We start from the raw sequence: 26,396 nt of genomic DNA on the forward strand, positions 1-26,396 counted from the left end.
GAGTGCCCCTCGCCGGTCGAGTCGCCTCTCGCCGGTCGAGCGAAGTCGAGACCACTCTGAACTGCGATTACGTGCTTCACAAAGCGCTCCTAAGCCGCTGACGCAACATTGTCGGAGGACCGGCGTATCTTCATGAGTACGAACACATGTTCGACCGCATGAGTGGCATCGATCGTCAGGATCGAGCTCGACCGGCGGCGTGAGTGTTCGTACCGCACGACCCGGGGGATACGGGATATGCACGTACAGGAACTGGTCGGTTTCGCCGACAGTCTCTCCGACAATCTGACCGCGCCGCCGCCCGGCGCAGCGGGCACTTCCGGCGGTGGGGCGAGTGCTCGCTGGTCGAGTGCGGTCGAATCCACCACCGACGTCACCCGCCTCATCGGCGCGGCTCGGCCGGTCGACGACGACCGCCACGTACTCGCGCTGATCGCGGCGTTCATCCGGCTGCGCAACGTGGCCGACCACGGCATCGCCGCCGCGGTGGCGATGGCCGAGCAGACAGGGATCCCGACTCGCAAGCATGTGCGCAACGGCGGCACGCTGCTCAAGGAGATGGGGATGGCGCCGTCGGCCGCCTACCGCTCCGCGCGCATCGGCCGGGCCGCCGACGAGGTCCCTGAGGTCACTCGCGGGATGTGCGACGGTGCGGTCTCCGCGGAGTTCGGTGACGCCGTGTGCCGCGGCCTCGCGCTGGTCGGCAAGCGCGTCGACCTGACCGACGGCCAGGCCGCGCAGATCATCCGCTCGCTGATGGTGCAGTCCACGCCGAAAGAGGTGGGCCATCGGGCCCGCGCCTGGGCGATCAGCCTGGCGCCCGAGGGCTCCGCAGACCGCGAGGTGCCGGTCGCCGAAGACGTCGAACTCAACGAGATGACGCTCAACCAGAACGACGAGGGCCGCATCAGTGTGACCCTCGAGCTCGACGTGGTGAGCGGTGAGGAGCTCAGTGCCGCGATCGATCCGCTGACCAGGCCGGTTCCCGAACCCGACGGCTCCAACGATCGCCGGTCGGCCGCACGCCGCCGCGCCGATGCCCTCGCGCAGGTCGTCCGGTCGTATCTGGCCGGCAGTGGGCGCCCCGAGTCCGGTGGGGTGCTCCCGCACGTGACGCTGGTGGTTCCGGTCGGGATCACCCGGAACGGCCGCGTGCTCGCAGACGGCGATGATTCGGTGGTGACGATCCCGGTCGCCGACCTGGACCGGCCGGTCGAGAAGGTTCCGGCGCTCGGCTTCACCGGCCCGGTCAGCGCGCGCACCGCCGAGCTCGTGATGTGCGAGGCGTCGGTGGCCGCCGCGCTGCTCGACGGGGAAGGCGTGCCGCTCAACGTCAGTCGGGAGGAGCGTCTGTTCACCCCGGGCATCCGCAAGGCGCTGATGCTGCGCGACGGCGGCTGCGCCTTCCCCGGGTGCGGGGCGCCGCCGTCGCACTGCGATGCCCACCACGTGGACCACTGGTCCCACGGCGGCGTGACCAGCCTCGCCAACGGCGTGCTCCTCTGTCGCCGGCACCACACCCTCGTGCACCTCGGCGAATGGGTGGTCTACCTGGGGCGCGACGGACACCCGTGGTTCCTGCCGCCGGTCGACGCGCAGGCCCCGAGCAGCCGCCGGGAACCCTTGCGCTCGCACGGTCGGCGCACGCTGAACAACCTGCCCCGCGCGGCCTGAGCCGGTGCGGCTGCGCGGTCCGCAGCCGCCGAGGGTCGTCCACCGAGAACGTCAATGTCGTTGTTCGTCAAGCCTTTCCGCTGACTGACAGCCGAACCCACTAGAACCGATTGACCAGTGCCGGAGCAGTCTTCCGGTGCGATGCGTTGTTTGAGAATTGAATACCTTCCCGCGGCCCGGCCGCGCCCTGCACGCCCGACACGGGGTCGGCCGCGTGTGGTCCGAGGACGCCTGTCGGGCGTCCGGCGCGATCGGCCGGGCCGTGGGGTCCGCCCGGATTCGTCCACCAACTAGACACCTGTCCAGGAAAGTGTCTACTATGCGATGCGAGTCACTTTCATCGCCAACCGGGAGGTTCCGTGGACTTCGGGATCGTGCAGTTCACCAGCGACCGGGGCCTCAAGCCCCAGGTCCTCGCTCCACTGATCGAGCAGGCGGGCTTCGCGTCGTACTTCGTTCCCGAACACGGGCACATCCCCACCAAGCGGGAGGCGGCGCATCCCGGGACGGGGGATTCGTCCCTGCCCGACGACCGCTACCTGCGCACCCTGGATCCGTGGACCACGCTCGCCGCCGCCGCCGCGGTGACCGAACGGATCCGTCTCGCGACGGCCGTGGCGCTGCCGGTGCAGTCCGACCCGATCACGCTGGCCAAGACCATCGCCACGCTCGATCACATCTCCAACGGCCGGGTGAGCCTCGGCGTCGGCTTCGGCTGGAACCTCGACGAGCTCGCCGATCACGGCGTGCCGCCGGGGCGTCGTCGCACGATGCTTCGCGAGTACCTCGAGGCCATGCGCGAACTGTGGACGCAGGACGAGGCGGAGTACCACGGCGAGTTCGTCGAGTTCGGTCCCAGCTGGGCGTGGCCCAAGCCTCCGCAGTCCACCGTCCCGGTACTGGTCGGCGCGGCGGGCAACGAGAAGAACTTCAAGTGGATCACCCGCAGTGCCGACGGCTGGATCACCACGCCGCGCGAGGAGGACATCGAAGGTTCGGTGACTCTCCTGCAACGCATCTGGCGCGACGGTGGGCGCGACGGCGACCCGCAGATCGTCGTCCTGGACTTCAAGCCGATCCCCGAGCGCCTCGAAGCGTGGCGGGAGTTGGGGGTCACCACCGTCCTGTACGGGCTGCCCGACGACACCGTCGAGCGCGCCGGCGGCTACCTGGAGAAGCTGGCCGGCAAACTGCAGTTGCAGGCATGAGCACCCCGCCCACCGCAGCGATCATCGGCGCGGGCATCAGCGGGCTGACCACCGGCAAGATGTTCGCCGACTACGGCGTGCCCTACACCTGCTTCGAGACCTCCGACCGCGTCGGCGGCAACTGGGCGTTCGGCAATCCGAACGGGCACTCGTCGGCGTACCGCTCGCTGCACATCGACACCTCGCGGCACCAGCTGAGCTTCCGCGATTTCCCGATGCCCGACCACTATCCCGACTTCCCGCACCACACCCAGATCAAGCAGTACCTCGACGACTACACCGACGCCTTCGATCTGCGCGAGGCCATCGAGTTCACCAACGGTGTGGAGCAGGCGCACCGCCTCGACGGCGGCGGCTGGGAGTTGACGACGACGCGCGGCGAGCGCCGCCGATTCGATCTGCTGGTGGTGGCCAACGGGCATCACTGGGACCCGCGATGGCCGGACTTCCCCGGCGAGTTCAGCGGCACCGAGATCCACTCGCACCAGTACATCGATCCGCGCGATCCGATCGACTTCGCGGGCAAGTCGATCCTGATCGTCGGACTCGGCAACAGTGCCGCCGACATCGCCGTCGAACTGTCGTCCAAAGCGCTCGACACCCGGGTGACGCTGTCGACCCGGTCGAGCGCGTGGATCGTGCCCAAGTACTTCGCCGGGCAGCCTGCCGACAAGTTCTACAAGACCTCGCCGCACATCCCGTTCGCCTGGCAGCGCAAGTTCGCGCAGGTGATGCAGCCGGTCACCGCAGGCCGTCCCGAGCAGTACGGCCTGCCGACCCCGAATCACAAATTCTTCGAAGCGCATCCCACGCAGTCGGTGGAGCTGCCGTTGCGGCTGGGGTCGGGTGACGTGGTGGCCAAGGGCGACATCGACCGGCTCGACGGCGACACCGTCCACTTCGCCGACGGCACCAGCGACCAGTTCGACGTGATAGTCTACGCCACCGGCTACAACATCACCTTCCCGTTCTTCGACGAAGACCTGATCAGCGCTCCGGACAACCGGATCGACCTGTACAAGCGGATCTTCTATCCGGGCCTGGACGATGTGGTCTTCGCCGGGTTCGCGCAGGCGACGCCGACGCTGTTCCCGTTCGTGGAGGCACAGGCACGCGTGATCGGCGCCTACGCGGTGGGGCAGTATCGGCCGCCGTCGGTCGACACCATGCGGCGGGTGATCGAGGAGGACATGGAGTTCTACACCGGGCACATGCTGCACCGGCCGCGGCACACGCAGCAGCTCGACTACTTTCTGTACGAGCACGATCTGCGTACCAAGGAACTGCCCGCCGGACGTCGCCGCGCGGCACACGCCGGTGGGCGCACCTGGGTGGGGGCCGACCGATGACGCGGCAGGACGTCGACTTCGTCTCGGCAGGGACCCGATGCGCGGGCTGGTTCTTCCCGCCCACGCCCGAGTCGACCTTTGCCAACGACGCCGGCGACGTGCCCGTCGTGGTGATGGCGCACGGCTTCTGTGGCACCAAGGATTCCGGTCTGGAACCGTTCGCCGAGCAGATGGCCGAGGCCGGTCTTGCGGTGTTCGCCTTCGACTTCCGCGGTTTCGGGGAGTCGCGCGGCGAGCCGCGCCAGCGGGTGTCGATGTCCGGTCAGGTGGAGGATTATCACGCGGCGATCACCGCCGCCGTGGCGCAGCCGGGTGTGGATTCGTCGGCCGTCGTCCTCTGGGGTGTGTCCCTGTCCGGCGGACACGTGCTGACCGTGGCGGCCGAGCGCGACGACATCGCGGCGGTGATTTCGATGGCCCCGCTGGTCAGCGGGCTCGCCGCCGGTGTGCACCATTACCCGAGCGTGGGAGCGGTCGCGATGGCGCGGTCGACGGGACGTGCCGTGCGCAGCGCGGTGGGCACCAAGCTCGGCGGCCGGCCGGTACTGATGCCGGTGGTGGGACCGCCGGGCTCACGTGCAGCGCTCACCTCCGACGGCTATCTGGAGAGCTATCTGGCGATCGCCGGACCGTCGTGGCGCAACGAGGTGGACGCGTCCATCGGGCTGGAGCTCGGTGCGTATCGGGCCGACCGTCACGCGGACCGGATCCAGGCGCCGGTGCTGATGCAGATCTGCGACGTCGACCGCGGCGCGCCACCGCACGCCGCCGCCAAGGCGGGCTTCGCCGCCCGCGCCGAGGTCCGCCACTATCCGTGCGACCACTTCGACGTCTTCTCCGGCTTCGACTGGTTCACTCCGGCGGTCACCCACCAGTTGCAGTTCCTGACTCGCCACCTCCGCTGACCCCGGCCGCGCTTGTCGAGCGCTCCGGCTCGCTGGTCGGGCGCACCCTGCTCGCTGGTCGGGCGCACCCTGCTCGCTGGTCGAGCGAAGTCGAGACCACCCACCGAACCTGTGCACAACCGCCCCCGACACCCCGCGACTGTGCAGGATCCTCTCGACCCGACCATCGGCCCGCGGAATGCTCACGGCATGACCGCCTACATGTACATCCTTAAGTGCGCTGACGGCAGCTACTACGTGGGGAGTACCCGAAACCTCGAAGCCCGCGTACGACAGCACGCCATCGGTGCCGGCGCCGAATACACTCGCCGGCGCCTGCCGATCGAGCTGGCTTTCAGCGCCGAGTTCGAAAACGTCGCGGAAGCCCACGGAATGGAGAAGCGAGTGCAGGGGTGGTCGCGGGCGAAGCGTGAGGCGCTCATCCGCGGTGACTTCGCGGCGCTTCACGAGCACGCGCGCCGTCGGAACTCGACTGCCTCCGACCGTCGGAGGTGAATGGTCTCGACTTCGCTCGACCAGCGGATGCAGGGCGCTCGACCAGCGGATGCAGGACGCTCGTGTCAGCTGCTGTGGGGGTCGTGCAGTCGGCGCAGGATACGCAGGGAGCCGGCGGCTCCTTGCTCGCTGAACCTGCCGGAATCCAGTGCCTGCCGATAGATCTCGTACGGCGGCCGGCCGCCGTCGGCGGGGTCGGGGAAGACGTCGTGGATCAGCAGGGCGCCGCCGGGGCGGACCCAGCCCGACCAGCCGTCGTAGTCGTTCTGCGCGGCCTCCATGCTGTGCCCACCGTCGATGAAGACGAAGTCGACCGGGCGGCCCCAGAAACGGGCCGCCAGCGTCGACGGCGCCAGCACGCCCACGACGGTCTGCTCCAGTCCCGCGTCGAACATGGTCCGGCGGAATCGGGCGGATGTGTCCAGGGTGCCGGTGTGCGGGTCGACCAGGGAAGTGTCGTGGTACTCCCAGCCCGGCTGGTGCTCTTCGGAGCCGCGATGGTGGTCGACGGTCGCCAGCACGGCGCCCTCGGACTCGGCGGCGTCGCCCAGAAACACCGTGGACTTGCCGCAGTAGGTGCCGATCTCGACGCCGATGCCCACCGAATCAGGTTCGGAGAGCAGATCTTTCGCCACCTCGTGGAGGGCGAGGGCCTCGTCGAGGGGCATGAAGCCCGGGGCCTCTTCGGCGACGGCGAGTCGTTCGCGAGACGGACCGGAAGTGGCCGTGGCCGGGGGATTGATCATGGTGCCGATCCTATCTCCGCCCCGTCCCGGTCGGACGTAGGGTTGGGGCATGAAGGCACAGGTGTTGATCGCAGAAAACGGCCCTTCGGGTCTCGAGCTCCAGGAAGTCGCGGACCCGGTGCCCGCGCCCGGCCAGGTGGTGGTCGACGTCAAATCGTGCGGCGTCTGCTTCCCCGACCTGCTGATGAGCCAGGGGCTCTACCAGATGCGCGCGCCGCTGCCGTATACGCCGGGCACGGAGGTGGCCGGCGTGGTGCGCACCGCCCCCGACGACTCCGGCTACCGCCCCGGTGACCGCGTTCTGGTGACGTCCTTCCTCGGCGGCTTCGCCGAGCAGGTGGTCGCCGTTCCCGAGATGTTGTTCCCGATCCCCGAGGGCATCAGCTTCGACGAGGGTGCCGCGATGGGCATCAACTTCCAGACCGCCCTGTTCGCCCTGAAGATGCGCGCGCAGACCGCGCCCGGGGAGGTGGTGGCTGTTCTCGGTGCCGCCGGCGGCATCGGCGTCGCCTCGATCCTGGTCGCCAAGGCGATGGGGGCCAAGGTGATCGCCGTGGTGCACCGCACCGGGGCCGAGGAGATGCTGCGCGAGCTCGGCGCGGACGAGGTGGTCCAGCTGACCGACGGCTGGAAAGACCGTGTCCTGGAGGTCTCCGACGGCGGCGTCGACGTCCTGATCGACCCGGTCGGCGGCGAGGTCTTCGACGACGCGCTGCGCACCGTCGCCCCCGACGGACGCTTCGTGGTGATCGGCTTCGCGGCCGGCGGCATCCCGACGGTCAAACTCAACCGTGTGCTGTTCCGCAACATCTCGATCGTCGGCGCCGCCTGGGGCGAGTACATCCGCAAGCACCCGCAGGTCCCGGCTCTGCTGCACGACGAGCTCGTCGAGATGATCGAGGCGGGCATGCGTCCGCCGGTGAACGTCACATACTCCCTGGCAGAGCTGCCGCAGGCGCTCACCGATCTCGCCGAAGGGCGGGTGCGCGGCAAGGCGGTCGTCAAGATCGCGGACTGACTTCCGCGTCCAATGTGACCGATCTTTCCGTTTCATGATCTAGGTCACTAGAACTGGTTACAGTTTGCGGTACCTCATCGACTGAAGGGACCGCATTGTGAATGCATCCATCGACCTCAAACGGGCCGTTCGGTCCACCGTGGCCATCGGCGCTGCCGCCGCTCTGGTCTTCGGTGGACTGACGGCGTGTTCGTCGGACGACGACGAGTCCTCGTCCGCCGGTCCGACCACCACGCTCGCCGACGATCCAGCCACCGGCGACACCATCAAGATCGGCTTCATCGCCCCCGAGGGCGGCCAGGTGTCCCTGCCGAGCGTCCGTGAGGGCGGCGAAGCCGCAGCCAAGTACGTGAATGAGAACGGTGGCGGCATCGGCGGCCACAAGATCGAGCTGGTGGTCTGCAAGCAGCACGAAGAACCCGCCACCGCCACCAAGTGCGCCAACGAAATGGTCGAGAACCAGGTCGCCGCCGTGGTGACCCCGCTCGGCGCACAGGGGGCCGTGATGCTCCCGATCATCGCCGGCGCGGGAATCCCCTACATCGCGCAGGCGCCGGTCTCGCAGGCAGAGATGGTGAACCCGGATGCGTTCATGATCTCCGGCGGCATCGTCGCGGTCCTCGCTGCCGAAGCCGCCACCGCGGCCAAGGACGGCTTGAAGAAGGTCACCGTCCTGATCGGTGACTCGGGCGACGCGGCCGCGTCGGTCAAGGCCCTGGGCGAGCCGATGTTCGCGCAGGCCGGTGTCGAGCTCAAGGTGGTCACCATCCCGGCCGCCACCGCCGACCCGACTCCGCAGATCGCCGCCGGTCTGGCCGACAACCCGGACGCCGTGACCATCCTCGGCGACACCCGCCAGTGCATCCAGGGCATCAAGGCCCTCGAGAGTGCGGCTCCGGACGTGCAGAAGTACCTGATCGCCAGCTGCCTGGATCAGCCGGTCGTCGAGGCCGTGGGCAAGGAGGCGCTGTCCGGCGCCAAGGCCTTCACCACCGTCAACCTGACCTCCGATGACGAGTCGGTGACCCTGTACCGCAGCGTCATGGCGCAGTACGCCCCCGACACCGACCCGCAGGGCCTGGGCTACCTGGGCTACCAGGTCGTCATGTCGGTCGCCGAGGTCGGCGGTTCGCTGCCCGAAGGCGGCGTCGGTCCCGACCAGATGAAGACCGCGCTGCGGACGGCCACCGATGTGCCGGTGCCTGCCGCCCCGGGCCTCACCTTCACCTGCAACGGCCAGGCGATGCCGCAGCTGCCGTCGCTGTGCAGCAAGGCGATGCTGGTCAGCACCGTCGACGATGATCTGAAGTTCACCGACACCGAAGTCGTCAACAACTGATCACACCCTCTGAACGTTCGCCGGGTCGCTGGTGCGGCCCGGCGAACGTTCCCCGGTAGGTCCGCATCGGCACCACTGAACGGCATCTGGACACATGACTGATCATTTGGCCTTCCTCACCCTCGGCCTGGGTAACGGCGCGGTCTTCGCCGCGCTCGGGCTGGCGCTGGTGATGACCTACAAGAGCTCCGGCGTGGTCAACTTCGCCACCGGAGCCATCGCCCTCTACGCGGCCTACACCTACGCCTACCTGCGGCAGGGCGAGTTCCTGAACCCGGTTCCCGGATTCCCGGCCACCATCGACCTGGGCGGGAAGTGGCCGGTGCTGCCGGCGCTGATCGTCGCGGTGCTGGTGGCCGCCCTGCTCGGTGTGGTGCTCTATCTGATCGTCTTCCGGCCGCTGCGCGCGGCGCCCGCACTGGCCAAGGCCGTCGCGGCCATCGGTGTGATGCTGGTGCTGCAGGCGCTGCTGGCCCTGCGGATCGGCGCCGACTCCCCGACGGTGGGCCGGATCTTCCCCAGCGAGACCATCCGCATCGGCGACGTCTCGGTGCCCACCGCCCACTTCTGGCTCGCCGCCGTGATCGTCGGCCTGGCCGTTCTGGCCGCACTGGTCCTGCGCTACACCCGCTTCGGCATCGCCACCGAGGCCGCCGCCGAATCCGAGAAGGGCGCACTGGTCACCGGCCTGTCCCCGGACCGCATCGCCGTCGCCAACTGGGCGCTGTCGTCGGCGACGGCCGGTATCGGCGGTGTGCTGATCGCGCCGATGGTGCCGCTGAACCCGGTCGCCTACACCATGTTCATCGTGCCGGCGCTGGCCGCGGCGCTGGTGGGCAACTTCTCCAGCATCGGCCTGACGGTGGCCGCCGGTCTGCTGATCGGCATGCTCCAGTCGGAGACCACCAAACTGCAGGTCACCTACGAATGGTTCCCCGACGCGGGCGTCGCCGAAGCGGTGCCGCTGCTGCTGATCATCATCTTCCTGCTGGTGCGCGGGCAGCGGCTACCCGGCCGCGGCGCCCTCACCCGCCAGGACCTGGGTCGTTCCCCGCGCCCGAACCACCTGCTGATCGCCACCGTGATCGGTGTCGCCGTCGCCGTCGCTGCACTCTTCGGCACCTCCGGGAGCATGCGCCTGGCCGTGGTGATGAGCCTGATCTACGGCGTCATCGCGCTCTCCCAGGTGGTCGTCACCGGCTACGCCGGCCAGGTCTCGCTGGCGCAGCTCTCTCTCGCCGGTGCCGCGGCCTACTCGCTGTCGCGGTTCTCCACCAGCCTGGACCTGCCGTTCCCGCTGGCGCCCCTGCTGGCCGCCCTGGCGGCGATGGCGATCGGCGTGGTGGTGGGGCTGCCGGCCCTGCGGGTGCGCGGTCTGCCGCTGATGGTCGCGACCCTGGCGCTCGCGGTCTTCCTGGAGGCCTTCTGGTTCCGCAACCCCAGCCTCAACGGCGGTCTGCAGGGCGCGCCCGTCGCCGAGCCGACGCTGTTCGGGCTCGACCTGGGCATCGGCCGCGGCGAAGGCTATCCGCGCATCGCCTTCGGCCTGCTCTGCCTGACTGTGCTGGTGCTGTGCGCGCTCGGCGTCGCCTGGCTGCGGCGCAGCCGGCTGGGCGCGTCGATGCTGGCGGTCCGCGCCAACGAGCGCTCGGCCGCCGCCTCGGGGATCAACGTCGGCGCCACCAAGCTGCTGGCCTTCGCCATCGCGTCGTTCCTGGCCGGTCTCGGCGGCGCGCTGCTGGCGTACCAGCAGACCCTCGCCACCGCCGACACCTACCGCGTCTTCTCCGGCATCGCCCTGTTCGCGGTGTTCTACATCGCCGGTGTCACCTCGGTGTCCGGGGCGCTGCTGGCCGGTGTGCTCGCGCCCGGCGCGGTGCTGTCGTACGTGCTCGACATCGGCGACTACTACCTGCTGATCAGCGGCATCCTGCTGGTGGTCACCGTGGTCGCCAACCCGGACGGCATCATCGGCCAGGTCCAGCGGCTGCCGCGCCCGGCGTTCCTGCGCCGCCCGGCGAAAGCCGGTGCCGCCGAGGACGTTCCGGTCCGCGGTACGCCGGGCGAACCGGCGTCGAGCGAACGCGCGCCGGTCGATGCCTCGGCCGCCCCGGCGCTCACCGTCGACGGCGTCTCGGTGCGCTACGGGCCGGTGGTGGCCGTCGACGACGTCAGCTTCGACCTGCGGCCCGGCGAGATCGTCGGCCTCATCGGCCCCAACGGCGCCGGCAAGACGACCCTGGTCGACGCCATCAGCGGTTTCGCGCCGTCCACCGGCACCATCTCCCTCACCGGCGCCGGACTGGGCGGGCTTCCGCCGCACCGGCGCTCCCGGGCGGGCCTGGGCCGCACCTTCCAGGACATCGAACTGTACGACGAGCTGACCGTCGCCGAGAACGTGACCGTCGGTGTGCGGCGCGACGACCGCAACGCCCCCGCCACCGTCCACCGGGTCCTCGGGCTGCTGGAGATCGGGCACCTGGCGACCGTCGAAGCCGCCGACCTGTCCCAGGGGCAACGGCAGCTGGTGTCGGTGGCGCGCGTGCTCGCGGGCGAACCGCGCGTGGCGCTGCTCGACGAACCGGCCGCCGGCCTCGACTCGGCGGAGAGCCGGTGGCTGGGCGAGCGCCTCGGCGCGGCACGCAGCGGCGGCACCACCATGCTGCTGATCGACCACGACATGGATCTAGTGCTGTCGGTGTGCGACCGGGTGATCGTGCTCGACCTCGGCCGGCTGATCGCCGCCGGGACCCCGGACGAGATCCGCGCGAACGCCGAGGTGATCGCCGCCTATCTCGGTACCCCGGTGACCACTGAAGACGACGGCACCAGAGACGACGGCACCAGAAGCAACGGCACCAGCGAGGAGGTTCAGGCATGAGCGTGCTGGAGGCACTGGCCCTCGACGCCGGCTACCGCAAGGACAGTCCGGTGGTCCGCGGCATCGACCTGGCGGTGGAGCGCGGTGAGATCGTCGCGCTGCTCGGCCCCAACGGCGCCGGGAAGACGACACTGCTGGAGACCTTCGCCGGACTGCTGCCGCGGCTCGACGGTCAGGTGACCGTGGACGACGTCCCCGTCCGTTCCGGCGATCCGCGTGCCGCGGTACGTGCCGGAATGGTGCTGGTGCCCGACGACCGCTCCCTGTTCCGCGGCCTGAGTTGCGAGAAGAACCTCCGCCTGGCGGTGCGTTCGCATCGCCGCTCGGACGTGCGGGCGCGACTGGATCAGGCCCTGGAGTGGTTCCCGGCGCTGGCCAAGCGGATGAAGGTGGACGCCGGACAGGTCTCCGGCGGCGAACAGCAGATGCTGGCGATCTCCCGAGCGCTGCTGCAGCAGCCGAAGGTGCTGCTGATCGACGAGCTCAGCATGGGGCTGGCGCCGGTGATCGTGGAGTCGATCCTGCCGGTGCTGCGCAGCGTCGCGCAGGAGCAGGGCACCGCGATGATCCTGGTGGAACAGCACGTGCGCCTGGCGCTCGAGGCGGCCGACCGTGCCGTGGTCCTGGTGCACGGCAGCATCGCCTTCGAATGCCCGGCCGCCGAGCTCGCTGGAGATCTGCCGCGCCTGGAGCGCGCCTACCTCGGCGAGTCGGCGACCGCCTGACCGGCGAGCGGTTCAGTCGCGCGTTGCCTTGCGGTGCTTCTTGATCACGTCGCCGAACATCATGGTCATCTTGCTGCCCAGCGGCCAGCCGACGTAGTAGCAGAGGAACAGCCCGATCTCGTCGAGTTCCTCGGGCGTCAGCTCGCCGTTGCCCAGGGCGGCGCCGGCCTGCATCTCGGCGATGTCCACGTGACCGCCCGCGGCCAGCGCACCGAGCAGGATCAGCCGGCGGTCGCGGTGGGTGAGCCCCTCGCGGGACCACACCTCGCCGAAGACCTGATCGGCGGTGTGCGCGAAGAAGTCACCGGGCCCGTCGGCCATCTCCCAGCCGTAGACCTCCGACATCATTGCCAGGCCTTTGCGGCGCTGCTCGTTCATGCTTCTCCTCCGTGGTTGTCGGGTTGCTGGTTCCGGTGGGGGACGCCGAGGCCCGCGGCCAGATCGCGCAGGGCCAGTTCGGCCAGCGGCAGGTCGACGCCGAGCTCGCCGCCGAGCGCCAGCGCCAGCCCCAGATCCTTCTCGCCCAGCCCGCGGACGTGGGTGAAGATGTCGTGCCAGAAGTCGTCCGGGTCGATCGGGGCCGTGCTCTCGCGCAGCATGATCGCCCCCGCCCCGCCGGTAATGGCATCGGTGTGCCGGACCACCCGGCCGAGCTTGGCCAGATCGATCCCGGCGGCCTCGGCCAGCCGGGCGGCTTCGGTGGTCGCGGTGAACGAGATGAAGTGAAGCAGGTTGCGCGCCAGCTTCATCCGCGTGCCGGCGCCCACCTGGTCGCCGGCGTGCACCAGCATGTCGCCGGCGAGGGAGAACGGCTCCTTGATCTGCTCGTAGGCGGCGCGCGGACCCCCGACCATGATGGCGAGCCGGCCCTGCTGGGCACCGGCTGCACCGCCGGAGATCGGCGCGTCGAGCACCGTGACACCGCAGTCGGCGCCCGCGGCCGCCAGATCGGCGGCCGTCTCCGGGGAGATGGTGGAGTGCACGGTGATGATGGTGCCCGTCGCGGCCGCCGGCAGCAGCCCGTCGATCACGGTGCGGACCTGGTCGTCGTTCACCACGCAGATGCCGATGACGTCGGCCGCACCGGCGAGGGCCGCGAGATCGGTTGCGGCCGTGGCGCCCTGCTCCACCAGCGACGCCACCGCCTCGGCGTCGAGGTCGAAGACGGTGAGGCCGCCGGGCCAGGCGGCCAGCCGCCCGGCCATGGGAGCGCCGATGTTGCCCAGCCCCACGTAGCCGAGCCGGACCGGGGCGCCGGTGCCGTCCGCGGTCATGAACGGATGACCTGTCCGCCGTCGACGTTGAAGATCTGGCCGGTGATCCAGTCGGCCTCCGGCGACAGCAGGAACAGGCACATGCCGACCAGATCCTCCGGCGTCCCGAATCGTTTGAGCGGCAGACCGTTCACGATGTCCTGCACCATCTCCTTGGGGGTGGTGGTGCGGGTGGCCTCGGTGTCGATGGGGCCGGGGGCGATCGCGTTGACCCGGATGCCCTGGCCGCCGAGCTCGACGGCCAGCTGCTGGGTGAGCCCGTTGATGCCGACCTTCGCCAGCCCGTAGAAGCCGCTGTAGAGCCATGCCGCCGTGGACGACTGGTTGACGATCGCGCTGCCGGAGCTCATGTGCGGGTAGATCGCGCGGGTCACGTTGAGGGCGCCGTCCAGGTTCACGCTCATGAACTTCTTGTAGTAGTCCCACGGCACGGTGATCAGGAAGTCCAGCTGCATGCCGCCGTAGATGGCGGCGTTGTTCACCAGATAGTCCACCGAGCCGTACTTCTCGGTCACGGCGGTGGCCAACGCCTGCGCGGACTCGGGATCGGCGACGTCGGTGTGGACGTACAGACCGCCGATCGACTCGGCGACGGCGGCGCCGGCCTCGTCGTTCACATCGGCGATCACCACATTCGCGCCTTCGGCGGCGAGGGCGCGGGCATAGGCCTCGCCGATGCCGCCGGCGGCACCGGTGACGATCGCAGTCTTGTCGGAGAAACGTTGCATGGGAATGCCTTTCGGTAGGGGGGGGCAACTGGGGGACGGGAAGGTCAGGCGGGCCGTGCGACGGCCTTGGTCTCCAGGTATTCGGCGAAACCGGCGACGCCCATCTCGCGGCCGATACCGGACTGCTTGTAGCCGCCGAACGGGACGTCGGCGGCGTACCAGATGCCGCCGTTGACGCCCATGGTTCCGGTGCGCACACCGTTGACCACGTGGTCGAGCCGCTCCGGATCGGTACCCCACACCTGCCCGGACAGGCCGTAGGGGGAGTCGTTGGCGATCGCGATCGCGTCGTCGTCGCCGTCGTGCGGAAGGATTACCAGCACCGGACCGAAGATCTCCTCCTGCGCCACCCGCGCGGAGTTGTCTAGCCCGGAGATCAGAGTGGGGGAGACGAAGTAGCCGCGCTCGAGGCCCTCGGGCCGGCCGCCGCCGGTCTCGATGGTGCCGCCCTCCTCGACGGCGATGCGCAGGTACTCCTCGACGCGCTCGCGCTGGCGGGCCGAGATCAGCGGTCCGCACACGGTGCCCGGCTTCGTCGGATCGCCTGCGGCCAGGCCGGCCAGCGCGTCGCGGGTGAGGGCGGTGGCCTCGGCCAGCTTCTCCCGCGGAACCACCAGCCGGGTGGTGATGGCGCAGCCCTGACCGGCGTGCGTGACGACGTTGAAGGCGGCCATCGAGCAGGCGGTGGCCAGGTCGGCGTCGTCGAGGACCAGGAAGGCCGACTTGCCGCCCAGTTCCAGGAAGACCTTGGTGAGCGTCTGCGCGGCCGTGGACATCACCGCGCGGCCGGTGGCGGTGGAGCCGGTGAACGAGACCAGGTCCACGCGCGGGTCGGCGGTCAGCTGCTCACCGAGCCGGTGGTCCGTGGAGGTGACGATGTTGATCACGCCGGCGGGGATGTCGGTCTCGGTGGCGATCACCTCGCCCACCAGCGCGGCGCACCAGGGGGTGTCGGGGGCCGGCTTGAGCACCACGGTGCATCCGGCCGCGAGGGCGGGGCCGATCTTGGCGAAGTTGATCTGGTGCGGGAAGTTCCAGGGGGTGATGGCCCCGACGACGCCGACGGCCTCCGAGCGCACCTCGCGATGGTTCTTGATGCCCATCGGTTCGGCCTCGCCCAGATCGACGGTCCAGTCGTAGTTCTCGGCCAGGTCGGCGAAGTAGCCGAGGTCGTCGATAGGACCCTCGAGCTGCGGGCCGTGGGTCAGGAAGGACGGGCAGCCGACCTCGGCGATCGTGAGCTCGCGCAGTTCGTCGACGTGTCCCTTCAGCGCATCGCGGAGCTGGCGCAGACAGCGGGCACGGAAGGCGTGATCGCGGGACCAGTCGGTGGTGTCGAAGGCGCGGCGGGCGGCGGCGATCGCCGCGTCCATATCGGCGGAGGTGGCCTGCGCGGCCTGCCCGATCACCTCCTCGGTCGCGGGGTTGACCACGTCGAAGGTGCCGCCGGATCCGGCGGTCAAGGTGCCGTCGATCAGCAGGCGGGAGGCGGTTTCGGGACGCAAAGGCATGAACTGGAACTCCATCTGGACAGGTGTCTGGACTGTGGTTCAAACCTAGTGTAGCGTCGGTCTCATGTCCAGCAGCACCCTCTCGCAGGAGTCCACCCGCCGCCGCCTCACGCCGCAGCAGGCCGAGACCGTCGCCCGCCTGGCCGACGCGGCCGTCGAGGTACTCAACGCCGACGGCTTCGACGGGCTCACCGTGCGCGCGGTGGCCAAGAAGGCCAGCGTCGCCCCGGCGACCGCCTATACGTACTTCTCGTCCAAGAACCACCTCGTCGCCGAGGTCTTCTGGCGCCGGCTCGCCGCGGGCGTGCCCGAACCCGACCCGGAGCTCGCTCCGATCGAGCGCGTGGCGCAGGTGCTGCGCGGGGTGTCGATGGTGGTCGCCGGCGAAGGCCAGCTCGGCGGCGCCGTGACCGTCGCCCTGCTGGGCGTGGACCCGGACGTGGAACATCTGCGCCTGCGCGTCGGCGGCTTCATCCGCCAGCGCCTGGCGCAGGCCCTCGACGTGGACCCGGCCGATCCCGGGCCCGTCGTCGAAGCACTCGAAATGCTCTACGCCGGTGGCCTGGTGCACGCCGGCATGGGGCACTTGACCTACGAGCAGACTTCGGAGCGGCTGGTCGCCACCGCACGTCTGCTTCTGGAGAACCAGCCCACACTCGACCAGGAGGCATGATGACGGCCGCCGCCGACCGCGGGATGCAGACCTTGATCCCGTTCGACCCCTACTCGTACGACTTCCACGAGGATCCGTACCCCACCTACGAGCGCCTGCGTCGTGAGGCGCCGGTCTACTACAACTCCGACGGCGACTTCTGGGCGCTGTCCCGGCACGCCGACGTGGCCGCCGGCTTCCGCGACAACGTCCGGCTGTCCAACAGCTGGGGCGTCTCGATCGACCCGACGTCGTACAACCCGCACGCCGAGAAGGCGATGAGTTTTCTGGCGATGGACGACCCGCGCCACCTGCGGTTGCGCAAGCTGGTCTCCAAGGGCTTCACGCCGCGCCGCGTCAACGAGCTGACCGGTCGCATCACCGAGCTGACCGCGCAGCACTGGGACAAGTGCCTGCAGATGGGCGAGTTCGACTACATCGCCGACTTCGCCGGTCTGCTGCCGATGGACGTGGTCTCCGAGCTGCTCGGTGTCGGCACCGCCGACCGCGCGCACCTGCGCGTCCAGTCCGACCTGCTGATCCATCGCGAGGAGGGCGTCACCGACGTCCCCGAGGCCGCCATCTACGCCTACCTGGAACTGCACCGCTACTACACCGAGCTGCTGACCGAACGACGCAAGAACCTGGGCGACGACTTGGTCTCCGCGCTGATCGGCGCCGAGATGGTCGGCGACGACGGGGAACTGGCGCGACTCACCGACGACGAGATCATCGGCTTCATGATGCTGATGGTGGTGGCCGGCAACGAGACCACCACCAAGCTGCTGGCCAATTCCGTCTTCTGGGGCAACCGCAACCCGGGCGAGCTGGCGCCGGTCTTCGCCGATCCCGACGAGCAGAACGTGAGCGACTGGGTGGAGGAGACCCTCCGCTACGACACGTCCTCGCAGATGCTGCTGCGCCGAGTGGCCGAAGAAGTCGAGTTCGGCGACTACACCATCGAAGCCGGACAGCGGATCCTGCTGCTGGTCGGCTCGGCGAATCGCGACGAAGAGGTCTTCGGTCCCGACGCCGACGTGTACCGGCTCGGCCGCGATTCGACGCGCGCAATCCTGAGCTTCGGGCTCGGCACCCACTTCTGCCTCGGTGCGCACCTGGCCCGGCTGGAGACCAACATCGGTCTGGCCGAGATGGCCCGCACCGTGAAGAGCTTCGAGATCGACGAAGCCGGCGCCGAACGCGTGCACTCGGTCAACGTCCGCGGCTTCGCCAAGCTGCCGATGAAGGTGCAGGTGCGCTGAATGGCCTTCCTTCCGCATCCCGAACGACGCCCCGTGCTGGTGGCCGGCGCCTCGTCGGGCATCGGTGCGGCGACGGCGCGCTGGTTCGCCGAAGCCGGCTATCCGGTCGCCCTGGCCGCCCGCCGCGTCGACGTGCTCGAGACCCTGGCCGCCGAACTGCGCGCCGGCGGCGCCGAAGCCGTCGCCGTCCCGCTGGACGTGACCGACGACGAGTCGGTGCGCACCTGCGTGGCGCTCGCCGCAGAAGCTCTGGGGGACGTGGAGATCGTCGTCGCCGGCGCCGGGGATCTGGCGATCGGGTTGTCGTACGAGACCAGTCCCGAGGCCTTCAGCGACCAGGTGAACATCCACCTCACCGGCGCCTTCCGCATCTACCGCGCGGTGATCGGCGGCATGATCGACCGCGGCCGCGGGGACATCGTCTTCATCGGCTCCGATGTGGCCAAGCGCCCGCGCCCGTGGTCGTCGGCGTACGTGGCGGCCAAGTCCGGAATCGACGGCCTGGTCACCACCATCGCGATGGAACTGGAGGGCACCGGCGTGCGCGCCGGCGTGGTGCGCCCCGGACAGACGCTCACCGGCATGGGCATGAATCTGGACCAGGCCGACACCGAACGCATGCTCAACGACTGGATCAAGTTCGGGCTGGCCCGCCACGGAAACTTCCTGGGGCCCGAGCACATCGCGCAGGGCATCCACGCCATGGTCACCATGCCGCGCGGGGCGCACCTGCGTGAGCTGGAGATCGAGGCCGAAGGTGCCGTCGCCACGAAAGGAAACATCTGATGACCACTCTGCTCAAGCCGCGGCGCGTGTCCGGCGGCGACGACGAACACGGCCACCTCACCGAGCTCGCCACCGATCCGATCTCGCTGTTCTGGCGAGTCCGCGAAGAGTGCGGCGACGTCGGCATGTTCCAGCTCGCCGACCGCGAGATCGTGCTGGTCTCCGGCGCCGCCGCCAACGAGGAGTTCTTCCGGGCGCCCGACGACCTGCTCGATCAGGCGGCCGCCTACCCGTTCATGACGCCGGTCTTCGGCGAGGGCGTCGTCTTCGACACCAGCCCTGAGCGCCGCAGCGAGATGCTGCACAACCAGGCCCTCAAGGGCGCGCACATGAAGCAGCACGCGGTCACCATCCCCGCCGAGGTGGAGCGGATGATCGCCGACTGGGGCGACGAGGGCGAGATCGACCTGCTGGAGTTCTTCGGCGAGCTGACGCTGTACACGTCGTCGTCGTGCCTCATCGGCCGCAAGTTCCGCGAAGAGCTCGACGGGCACATCGCCGAGCTCTACCACGACCTGGAGAAGGGCACCGACCCCATGGCGTACGTGGACGCGCACGCCGACATCGAGAGCTTCCGCCGCCGCGACGCCGCCCGGGAGGAGCTCGTGGAGTTCATCAGCGGGGTGATGGACGGGCGGATCGCGAGTCCGCCGGCGGACAAGGACGACCGCGACCTGATGGACGTGCTGGTCTCCCTGCGCAACGACGACGGCTCGCTGATGTTCAGTCCGGACACCGTCACCGGGATCTTCATCTCGATGATGTTCGCCGGGCACCACACCACCTCGGGCACCGCGGCGTGGACCCTGCTGGAACTGTTGCGCAACCCGGGCTACCTGGAGCAGGTGGTCGACGAACTCGACGCCATCTACACCCCGGACGACAGCGGCGAACCGGTGGAGTACAGCTTCGCCGCCATGCGGCAGATCCCCAAGCTGGAAGCCTCGCTGAAGGAGGCGCTGCGGCTGCACCCGCCGCTGATCGTCCTGATGCGCGTGGTACAGGAGGACTTCGAGGTGGAGGGCCACGAGGTCAAAGCCGGTCAGACCATCGCCGTCTCCCCGGCCGTCTCCAACCGGCTGCCCGAGGACTTCCCCGAGCCCGACCGCTTCGACCCCGACCGCAACCTGGTGCCGCGCCAGGAGGATCTGGCCAACCGCTGGACGTGGATCCCGTTCGGCGCCGGCCGACACCGCTGCGTCGGTGCACAGTTCGCCGTGATGCAACTCAAAGCCATCTTCTCGGTGCTGCTGCAGAACTACGAGTTCGAGCTGGCGCAGCCGGCCGACTCGTACCACAACGACCACTCGAAGATGGTGGTGCAGCTGGCCAAGCCGTGCAACGTGCGCTACCGCAAGCGAGGCGCGTGATGCGCGTCGAAGTGGACCTGGATCTGTGCCAGGGACATGGGATGTGCGAGATGGAGGCGCCGGACGTCTTCGAGGCGCACCGCGACCACGTGGTGCTCCTGAATCCGAACCCCGACGAATCGCTGCGCGCGGAAGTGACTGCGGCAGTGCAGTACTGCCCGACGCAGGCACTGCGCCTCGTCGAAGACTGACTGAATCCGTTCCCAACAACTGACGAGACATTGGAGATCACGATGACCGAGACCGGATCTTTCGATCGGGCCGAACTGGATGAGATGGTGGAGCGCTGGCTCGCGGCCAACGACGAGGCGGAGCGGGCAGGCGACTGGCGCCCGCTCGCCGAGTTCTACACCGAGGACGCCACCTACGGCTGGAACTACGGGCCGGAGAAGGACTTCATGGCCGTCGGCCGGGACGAGATCCGCGACCTGGCGCTCGGGCAGGAGATGGAAGGCCTGGAGGGATGGACCTACCCGTACCAGGCCTGGGTGATCGACGAGAAGACCGGCGACATGCTGGGCCTGTGGAAGCAGGTCTACGAGGCCACCCGCGAGGACGGGAGTCACTATGCACTCGACGGAATCCAGGGCAGCTGGTTCAAGTACGCCGGCGACTTCCAGTTCTCCTGGCAGCGTGACTTCTTCGACTTCGGGAACGTCACCGCGCTGTTCATCGAGCTGATGAAGGACAAGAAGATGAGCGACGGGATGCTCGCCCGGATCGAGAAGTCCGCGCCCGGTGACCTGCCGGGTTGGTACCCGATCGGCCAGGCACCGGTCGCGCTCTGGTGATCTGACATGACCGACAGCCCCACGCTCGGTCTGGGCTACCCCGATCTGGAGCAGGCGCAGCTGGCAGCCCTGGTCCCGGAGTTGCTCCTGTCCGGGCAGTTGATCGACCGCAGCGGCATGGCGCACCTCATCAGCGCCTTCGGCCGCGAGACCATGACGCGCGTGGCCATCGAGGAATGGATGGCCGCCAGCCCGGTGTACACGCACCGGATGCGCGCCGCCCTCGGCATCGACGGTGACGGCGTGGAGGACATGTTCAAGTGCCTCCAGCTCGACATCGGCGCACCGCCGCAGTTCATGGACTTCCGGTACGAGGTGACCGACCGCAACCACGGTGCCTTCGTGCTGGACCACTGCGGCGCCCTGATGGACGTGGAACCGCTCGGCGACGAGTACGTGACCGCCATGTGCCACGACATCGAGGACCCCACCTTCGATGCGACGGCGATCGCCACCAACCGGCGGGCGCGGATCCGGCCGATCCACCGGCCGCCGCGCACCCCGGCCGACCGGACCCCGCACTGCGCGTGGACGGTCACCATCGAGCCGGACCGCCCGGAGCTGCCGCTGCCCCCCGACGCCGAGCACGTGTTCACCACGCGCGCAGCGACGGTGGAGCTCAGTGCCATCGACCCGGACGACCCCGGCGGGATGACCGACTACCGGGGGCCGCTGGTGCACGATCTGCAGTTCCGCGAGTTCTCGGCGAGTGCGCTGGCCCGGATCGCCGAGGAGGTGGCGCTGGCGCATCATCTGCTGTCCCTGGGCTTCCTGCTGAGCGTGCGGCGCTACGCCGAGAGCGAGGAGCAGGCCCGCGACATCTTCGGCAAACAGCTCACCGGCATCGCGGGCCTGACCGCCGGCCGGTTGCGCGCGGTGCTGGGCCTGTCCGACGACGCCGAGTCCCTGGCGCGGGTGCTGTCGCTGCACCCGATCCTGGGACCGGTCCAGTACACGGGTGCTCGCGTGCACGTCTCCGGCGACGATGTGGAGCTGCGGCTGCCGGCCGACTCGGCGGCGATGATCGACGGCGGGTGGCTGACGCTGCTGACTCCCGACCACCTGGAACCGGTGCAGGCCATGGCCACCGCGGTGGACCCGTACCGCGTCGCCACCGGACGCATGGACGACGGTGACCTGGTGGTGACCTTCGTGCGGGGGGCCGAGGCGCTCCCCGAATCGGGCGAGGTCGCGATCACGCGGTTCTCCTCGGGGTCGGACTTCACCTTCACCGACCGCGGACCGTCCCTGCCGATCACCCCGGTCTGAGCGGGTCGCCGCCTGCGCACCTTCCGCCGGATGTGACCACGGAACGGTCACATCCGGCGGAAGGTCAGCGTGTCCGCGCCTCGCGGCGGCGGGCGACCAGGTCGCGCCAGAAGCGCGCCCCCTCGGCGACGGCCTCGGTGACCGGCCGCGGATGCCAGTCGAGGTCGCGCTCGGCCTTGGCGTGGCTCATCGGGGCCATCACGTGCATCAGGCGCACCGAGTCCAGGCTCAGCTTCTGCGGCGCCCCGGCTCCGGGCAGAGCCCGAGCAGGCGGAAAGACCTGCGGCAGCCGCGTCCACGCGGTGCCGGCGGCCCCGGCCGCATACAGAGCCGGTTTGCCCAGTACCAGCCGGGGCGGCTCGCGATCGACGGCGGCGGCCGCGGTGGCCACCACGTCCCCGAGATCGATGGACCGCTCGGAGACGATGTACCGCTCGCCTGCCACCCCGCGTACCGCGGCGCGGGCGAGCGCGTCGGCGGCGTCGTCGATGCCGACGGCCTCGGCGCGCATGCCCCGCACCGTGAACGGCAACCGGCCCAGCGCGGCCGCGGCGACGAACGAGCCGTGCGGCGTCGGCGCCCAGTCGCCCGGGCCGTACGTGTTGGACACGCACATCGCCACCACCGGCACCCGAGAGTGCTCGGCGTAGCTCAGGGCGAGACGTTCCCCGGCGACCCGGGCCAGCACGTAGTGCGGCGCGCGGTCGGCCCAGTCGAAGCGCTGCGACTCGTCCACCACCGCCCGCCCGGTGCCGCGCCCGATGGTGGCCATGGTGCTGGTGGCCACGAACTTGCGAAGATCGTGGCGGGCGGCCACGTCGAGCACCGAGCGCAGGGCCTCCACGTTGGTGCGGTAGAGCGGCGCCGGATCGGTCAGCCACGCGCGGGTGTCCACAGCGCAGTGAAAGACGGTGTCGCAGCCGGTCATCGCGGCATCGACGGCCGCGGCGTCGAACAGGTCGCCGGTGACGTGCTCGACGTCCATCCCGGCCAGGCTCCGCAGGTCGCTGGTCGGCCGGGTGAGCACACGCACCTGCTCGCCGGCGGCGGCGAGGCGGCGGACCAGGTGTGAGCCGAGGAAGCCGTTGCCGCCGATCACCAGATGCACAGCGCGCTTCTCAGGCCCGGACGTACGACTGGGAGCGCGGCGCCCGCGTCCACAACACGTCCTCGCCCACCTGCAGACCGTCGGACTTCAGGGTCCGCTTGAGGATCTTGTTGGTGGCGGTGGCCGGCAGGTCCTCGGCGATCCGGACGTACGACGGCCACGCCTTCGGCGACAGATCCGGCTGTGCGGCAAGGAATTCGGTCAGCTCGTCCGGGGTGAGAGAGGTGTCGTCGTTGAGCACGACCGCCGCCATCACGGCGTCGCCGACCACCGGATCGGCGGCGGCGTAGACGGCCACCCGGTTGAGTGCCGGCAGCCGCTGCAGGATCCGCTCGATGGGGCCGGCGGCGAGGTTCTCGCCGTCCACACGCATCCAGTCGCCGGTGCGGCCGGCCAGATAGATCCAGCCGTCGTCGTCGGCGTAGGCCAGGTCGCCGGACCAGTACATGCCGTCACGCAGCCGCTCGCCGGTGGAGGCCTCGTCGTTGTAGTAGCCGGTGAACAGGCCGCCGCCGGAGGTGTTCACCAGTTCGCCGATGGCCTCGTCGGCGTTGCTCAGCGCACCTGAGGCGTCGAACTGCGCGCGCGGGCACTCGGTGACCGTCGCCGGGTCGTAGATCGCCACCCCGGGAAAGCCCTTGCCGATCGAACCGGCGGGGGTGCCCGGCTCGCGGGTGATGATGATCGCCAGCTCGGTGGAGCCGAAGCCGTCCCACACCTCGCAGTCGAAACGGCGGGCGAACTCGTCGATGTCCCGGTCGGTGGCCTCGTTGCCGAACGCGGCTCGCAGCGTGGTGTCGGCGTCGCCGGGTTGCTCCGGGGTGGCGAGGATGTAGGCGAGGGGCTTGCCCACGTAGTTCATGTAGGTGACGCCGAAGCGGCGCACGTCGTCGACGAAGGTCGACGCGGAGAACGTGGCGGGCACCATCGCTGCGCCGCCGGCCAGTGCCACGCAGTAGCCGCCGAGGAGGGCGGCGGAGTGGAACAGCGGCATGGACAGGTAGCAGACGTCGTCGGCGGTGACCCCGAAGCGGTCCACCAGCGGCGGCCCGGCGAACGGAATCATCATGTGCGCGAACCGAACCGGCTTGGGATCGCCGCTGGTGCCCGAGGTGAAGATCAGCATGAACGGGTCCATCGCGCCGGGCACCGAACGCGGCTCCAGCGGGCCGGCCGCGCCCAGGCGCTGCGTCCACTCGGGGGAAGAGACGTCGACCACGGTGATCCCGGACAGGTCCAGGCCGTCCAGCAGCGCGCGGTGGCCGGCGTCGGTCAGCAGGATCTGGCAGTCGGCGCGGCGCAGATCTGCGGCCAGGGCCGCACCGCGCCGGGTGTCGTTGACGCCCACCGTCACGTAGCCGCCCAGCGCCCCGGCGGCCAGCGCGATCAGCATGGCCGGGGTGTTGCCCAGGAGCACGCCGACGTGCGCGGGACGGTCCGGGTCGGCGGCTTCCAGGACCGCGGCGGCGGTGCGCCGGGCGTCGGCGATGTACTCGGCCCACGTCCAGGTGCCCTCGTCGGAGATGATCGCGGTGCCGGTGTCGCCGGCCCGCTCTTCCAGCAGTTGCGTCACGGTCTCGGCCATGACTCAAATCTAGAACGTGTTCCAGGTCTATGTGTCCGAATCGGACATCGGGCGGCCGGCGATCAGCGATCGGCGGCCGGTGGCCGGATACCGATCCCGAAGAGCTGCGCCGCGTTGTCGTAGAGGACGGCGCGCAGCCACTCCTCGCCCAGGTCCAGTCGAGCGCAGGCCTGCAGGGCGTGCAGATAGCCGTAGGGGATGTTCGGGAAGTCCGAGCCGAAGAGGATCTTGTCGCCCAGTTCCGCCAGCCGGGGGAGCAGCGACGGCGGATACGGGGCGTCGGCTTCGGAGAAGTCGGTGAAGCTCATCGTCGTGTCCAGCCGCACCTGCGGGTACTGCTCGGCGAGGTCGACGAAGTCTTCGTACTCGGGGGTCCCCATGTGCGCGACGATCAGCGACAGCGACGGGAACCGTTGCAGCAGCGCGCGGATCGGCTCCGGTCCGGTGTGCGTGCCCGGCGCGGGGCCCGAGCCGCAGTGGATGACGATGGGGGTGCCCGAGTCGGCGAGGACGCCCCACACGCCGTCCAGCTGCGGGTCGAGCGGGGAGTACTCGCCGACCTGGATGTGCGACTTGAAGACCCGGGCGCCGGATTCGATTGCCGCGGCGGTGTAATCGGCCGCCCCGGGCTCGGGATAGAAGGTCGCGGTGCGCAGGCAGTCGGGGTGGCGCGCGGCGAAGTCGGCGCCCCAGCCGTTGAGCCACTCCGCCATGCCCGGCTTGTGCGGGTAGATCATCGAGGAGAAGGCGCGCACACCGAACTCGCGCAACGTGGCCACCCGCGTGTCCTCGTCGGCGCGGTAGGCGATCGGCCATTCGCGGCCGATCATCGGGCCCGCCGAGTCGAAGTAGGCCCACACCTTGTCCAGGACGGATTTGGGCATGAAGTGGGTGTGCACGTCGATCAAGCCGTCGAGGCCCACCTGCGCGGTGAAGTCGCGGACCGCTTCGGCCTCGCCGTCGCTGAACGGTGCCGGGCCGGTCTTCTCGTCACACATCGCGATCAGCCCGGGAGTTCGCCGGCGGCGGGAGTGCGTCGCCGGTCGGCAGCTCGAAGCCCTTGGGGGAGATCATGATCGCGTCCGCTTCCACGGTCACGCCGTCGTCGTCGGAGAGGGTGGCGTGGACGAAGGTCTTGCGGCCTTCGCGGCCGGTGACCTCGGCGCGCGCGTTCAGTGCGCCGAGGCGGGTCGGCCGCAGGTACTTGACGGTCAGCGTGCCGGTGAAGCTGGGCAGGCCGTCGGTGCTGGCCGCCTCGCCGACCAGTTGATCGAGCATCAGGGCCGCTACCCCGCCGTGCACGCACCCGCCGGGACCCTCGTACGCGGCGCCGAGCACCATGTCGCATTCGGCCAGACCGGCCGAGCGCGTCACCCGCAGCGGCGGGGCGATCGCATTGCGGGCGCCCACGGCGGCGTTGCCCCAGGGCATGCCGATGAACTCGCGGGTGTACGGCGTGCCGAAACCGCCCGGGCGCTGACGGGTGCGCAGGGAGGCGACCACCTCGTCGATCGTCGCCTTCGCGGCCTGCAGCTCGTCGTCGCTCACCTGCGAGCGGATCACCGCGTCCACCAGGTCGCGTACCGAATCGGTCAGCGGCTCCACCACGGCGAGCCGCCGGTCGATCTCTTCTGGGGTGATGTCCTCGATCCGGAAGTCCACAGATCCGACCATATGCCATGGCGGAACAGCGGAGCGCACGGCGAGTTGATAGGACTTA

Annotated in this window: 25 protein-coding genes; 16 read left to right on the top strand and 9 right to left on the bottom strand. The window is 69.7% G+C overall.

Going from position 1 to position 26,396, the window contains the following annotated elements:
* Window positions 1-237: 237 nt before the first annotated feature.
* The 5 genes from ABD732_RS03665 to ABD732_RS03685 all read left to right on the top strand — a co-directional run bounded on the left by ABD732_RS03665 (window position 238) and on the right by ABD732_RS03685 (window position 5,631).
* Window positions 238-1,674 carry an HNH endonuclease signature motif containing protein gene (locus ABD732_RS03665; RefSeq protein ID WP_344780696.1) on the top strand — a complete coding sequence of 479 codons (1,437 nt, stop codon included), beginning with the start codon at window positions 238-240 and terminating at the stop codon, window positions 1,672-1,674.
* Between the two features lie 359 nt (window positions 1,675-2,033).
* Complete coding sequence (locus ABD732_RS03670) at window positions 2,034-2,882, top strand: LLM class F420-dependent oxidoreductase (RefSeq protein ID WP_344780698.1); 849 nt, start codon at window positions 2,034-2,036, stop codon at window positions 2,880-2,882.
* Window positions 2,879-4,231, top strand: coding sequence for a flavin-containing monooxygenase (locus ABD732_RS03675; RefSeq protein WP_344780700.1), 1,353 nt, complete (start codon window positions 2,879-2,881; stop codon window positions 4,229-4,231). The genes ABD732_RS03670 and ABD732_RS03675 overlap by 4 nt, the downstream gene beginning before the upstream one ends.
* Complete coding sequence (locus tag ABD732_RS03680; RefSeq protein WP_344780702.1) at window positions 4,228-5,136, top strand: alpha/beta hydrolase; 909 nt, start codon at window positions 4,228-4,230, stop codon at window positions 5,134-5,136. The genes ABD732_RS03675 and ABD732_RS03680 overlap by 4 nt, the downstream gene beginning before the upstream one ends.
* Window positions 5,137-5,325: 189 nt before the next feature.
* Window positions 5,326-5,631 (top strand): GIY-YIG nuclease family protein, encoded by a 306-nt coding sequence (locus tag ABD732_RS03685; RefSeq protein ID WP_344780705.1) that lies wholly within the window; start codon window positions 5,326-5,328, stop codon window positions 5,629-5,631.
* Between the two features lie 65 nt (window positions 5,632-5,696).
* Here ABD732_RS03685 and ABD732_RS03690 read toward each other — a convergent pair whose 3' ends face one another.
* On the bottom strand, window positions 5,697-6,377 hold the full coding sequence (locus ABD732_RS03690) for a class I SAM-dependent methyltransferase (RefSeq protein WP_344780707.1): 681 nt from the start codon (window positions 6,375-6,377) through the stop codon (window positions 5,697-5,699).
* 49 nt (window positions 6,378-6,426) lie between these two features.
* On the opposite strand from ABD732_RS03690, the gene ABD732_RS03695 reads away from it, so the two are divergent.
* The 4 genes from ABD732_RS03695 to ABD732_RS03710 all read left to right on the top strand — a co-directional run bounded on the left by ABD732_RS03695 (window position 6,427) and on the right by ABD732_RS03710 (window position 12,340).
* Window positions 6,427-7,395, top strand: a complete 969-nt coding sequence (locus ABD732_RS03695) for an NADPH:quinone oxidoreductase family protein (protein ID WP_344780709.1) — start codon at window positions 6,427-6,429, stop codon at window positions 7,393-7,395.
* Between the two features lie 97 nt (window positions 7,396-7,492).
* Window positions 7,493-8,734, top strand: a complete 1,242-nt coding sequence (locus tag ABD732_RS03700; protein WP_344780711.1) for an ABC transporter substrate-binding protein — start codon at window positions 7,493-7,495, stop codon at window positions 8,732-8,734.
* 94 nt (window positions 8,735-8,828) lie between these two features.
* Window positions 8,829-11,615 carry an ABC transporter permease subunit gene (locus ABD732_RS03705; RefSeq protein WP_344780713.1) on the top strand — a complete coding sequence of 929 codons (2,787 nt, stop codon included), beginning with the start codon at window positions 8,829-8,831 and terminating at the stop codon, window positions 11,613-11,615.
* Window positions 11,612-12,340, top strand: a complete 729-nt coding sequence (locus ABD732_RS03710) for an ABC transporter ATP-binding protein (protein ID WP_344780715.1) — start codon at window positions 11,612-11,614, stop codon at window positions 12,338-12,340. The genes ABD732_RS03705 and ABD732_RS03710 overlap by 4 nt, the downstream gene beginning before the upstream one ends.
* A gap of 12 nt (window positions 12,341-12,352) precedes the next feature.
* Here the strand turns inward: ABD732_RS03710 and ABD732_RS03715 are convergent, their stop codons facing one another.
* Genes ABD732_RS03715 through ABD732_RS03730 form a run of 4 tightly spaced genes read right to left on the bottom strand, consistent with a single transcriptional unit; the run spans window position 12,353 to window position 15,853 of the window.
* Window positions 12,353-12,718: a carboxymuconolactone decarboxylase family protein gene (locus ABD732_RS03715; RefSeq protein WP_344780717.1), complete on the bottom strand. Its 366-nt coding sequence runs from the start codon at window positions 12,716-12,718 to the stop codon at window positions 12,353-12,355.
* On the bottom strand, window positions 12,715-13,614 hold the full coding sequence (locus tag ABD732_RS03720) for an NAD(P)-dependent oxidoreductase (protein WP_344780719.1): 900 nt from the start codon (window positions 13,612-13,614) through the stop codon (window positions 12,715-12,717). Before ABD732_RS03720 ends, ABD732_RS03715 begins: the two co-directional genes overlap by 4 nt.
* Window positions 13,611-14,342, bottom strand: a complete 732-nt coding sequence (locus ABD732_RS03725) for an SDR family oxidoreductase (protein WP_425552974.1) — start codon at window positions 14,340-14,342, stop codon at window positions 13,611-13,613. The genes ABD732_RS03720 and ABD732_RS03725 overlap by 4 nt, the downstream gene beginning before the upstream one ends.
* 44 nt (window positions 14,343-14,386) lie before the next feature.
* Window positions 14,387-15,853 carry an aldehyde dehydrogenase gene (locus ABD732_RS03730; RefSeq protein WP_344780721.1) on the bottom strand — a complete coding sequence of 489 codons (1,467 nt, stop codon included), beginning with the start codon at window positions 15,851-15,853 and terminating at the stop codon, window positions 14,387-14,389.
* 64 nt (window positions 15,854-15,917) lie between these two features.
* Between ABD732_RS03730 and ABD732_RS03735 the strand changes: the two genes are divergently transcribed.
* From ABD732_RS03735 to ABD732_RS03765, 7 genes are read left to right on the top strand one after another with little or no spacing between them, the layout of a single operon-like run.
* On the top strand, window positions 15,918-16,526 hold the full coding sequence (locus tag ABD732_RS03735; protein WP_344780723.1) for a TetR/AcrR family transcriptional regulator: 609 nt from the start codon (window positions 15,918-15,920) through the stop codon (window positions 16,524-16,526).
* Window positions 16,523-17,767, top strand: coding sequence for a cytochrome P450 (locus tag ABD732_RS03740; protein ID WP_425552975.1), 1,245 nt, complete (start codon window positions 16,523-16,525; stop codon window positions 17,765-17,767). Before ABD732_RS03735 ends, ABD732_RS03740 begins: the two co-directional genes overlap by 4 nt.
* On the top strand, window positions 17,768-18,553 hold the full coding sequence (locus tag ABD732_RS03745; RefSeq protein WP_344780727.1) for an SDR family oxidoreductase: 786 nt from the start codon (window positions 17,768-17,770) through the stop codon (window positions 18,551-18,553).
* A complete protein-coding gene (locus ABD732_RS03750) occupies window positions 18,553-19,923 on the top strand; it encodes a cytochrome P450 (RefSeq protein ID WP_344780729.1) in 1,371 nt (456 codons plus the stop codon). The genes ABD732_RS03745 and ABD732_RS03750 overlap by 1 nt, the downstream gene beginning before the upstream one ends.
* Window positions 19,923-20,114: a ferredoxin gene (locus ABD732_RS03755; protein ID WP_344780731.1), complete on the top strand. Its 192-nt coding sequence runs from the start codon at window positions 19,923-19,925 to the stop codon at window positions 20,112-20,114. The genes ABD732_RS03750 and ABD732_RS03755 overlap by 1 nt, the downstream gene beginning before the upstream one ends.
* 42 nt (window positions 20,115-20,156) lie before the next feature.
* Complete coding sequence (locus tag ABD732_RS03760; RefSeq protein ID WP_344780732.1) at window positions 20,157-20,714, top strand: Cif family virulence factor; 558 nt, start codon at window positions 20,157-20,159, stop codon at window positions 20,712-20,714.
* Between the two features lie 6 nt (window positions 20,715-20,720).
* Complete coding sequence (locus ABD732_RS03765; protein WP_344780734.1) at window positions 20,721-21,983, top strand: hypothetical protein; 1,263 nt, start codon at window positions 20,721-20,723, stop codon at window positions 21,981-21,983.
* Window positions 21,984-22,047: 64 nt separating this feature from the next.
* Here ABD732_RS03765 and ABD732_RS03770 read toward each other — a convergent pair whose 3' ends face one another.
* The 4 genes from ABD732_RS03770 to ABD732_RS03785 all read right to left on the bottom strand — a co-directional run bounded on the left by ABD732_RS03770 (window position 22,048) and on the right by ABD732_RS03785 (window position 26,338).
* The gene (locus tag ABD732_RS03770) at window positions 22,048-23,091 is read right to left on the bottom strand and encodes an NAD-dependent epimerase/dehydratase family protein (protein WP_344780736.1); all 1,044 of its coding nucleotides are present in this window, start codon (window positions 23,089-23,091) and stop codon (window positions 22,048-22,050) included.
* 10 nt (window positions 23,092-23,101) lie between these two features.
* Window positions 23,102-24,676 carry a fatty-acid--CoA ligase FadD1 gene (fadD1, locus tag ABD732_RS03775; protein ID WP_344780738.1) on the bottom strand — a complete coding sequence of 525 codons (1,575 nt, stop codon included), beginning with the start codon at window positions 24,674-24,676 and terminating at the stop codon, window positions 23,102-23,104.
* A gap of 62 nt (window positions 24,677-24,738) precedes the next feature.
* Window positions 24,739-25,674: an amidohydrolase family protein gene (locus ABD732_RS03780; protein WP_344780739.1), complete on the bottom strand. Its 936-nt coding sequence runs from the start codon at window positions 25,672-25,674 to the stop codon at window positions 24,739-24,741.
* On the bottom strand, window positions 25,667-26,338 hold the full coding sequence (locus ABD732_RS03785; RefSeq protein WP_344780741.1) for a PaaI family thioesterase: 672 nt from the start codon (window positions 26,336-26,338) through the stop codon (window positions 25,667-25,669). Before ABD732_RS03785 ends, ABD732_RS03780 begins: the two co-directional genes overlap by 8 nt.
* Window positions 26,339-26,396: the final 58 nt, after the last annotated feature.

The sequence above is a fragment of the Gordonia caeni genome (assembly GCF_039537105.1).
In the GTDB taxonomy this organism is placed as follows: domain Bacteria; phylum Actinomycetota; class Actinomycetes; order Mycobacteriales; family Mycobacteriaceae; genus Gordonia; species Gordonia caeni.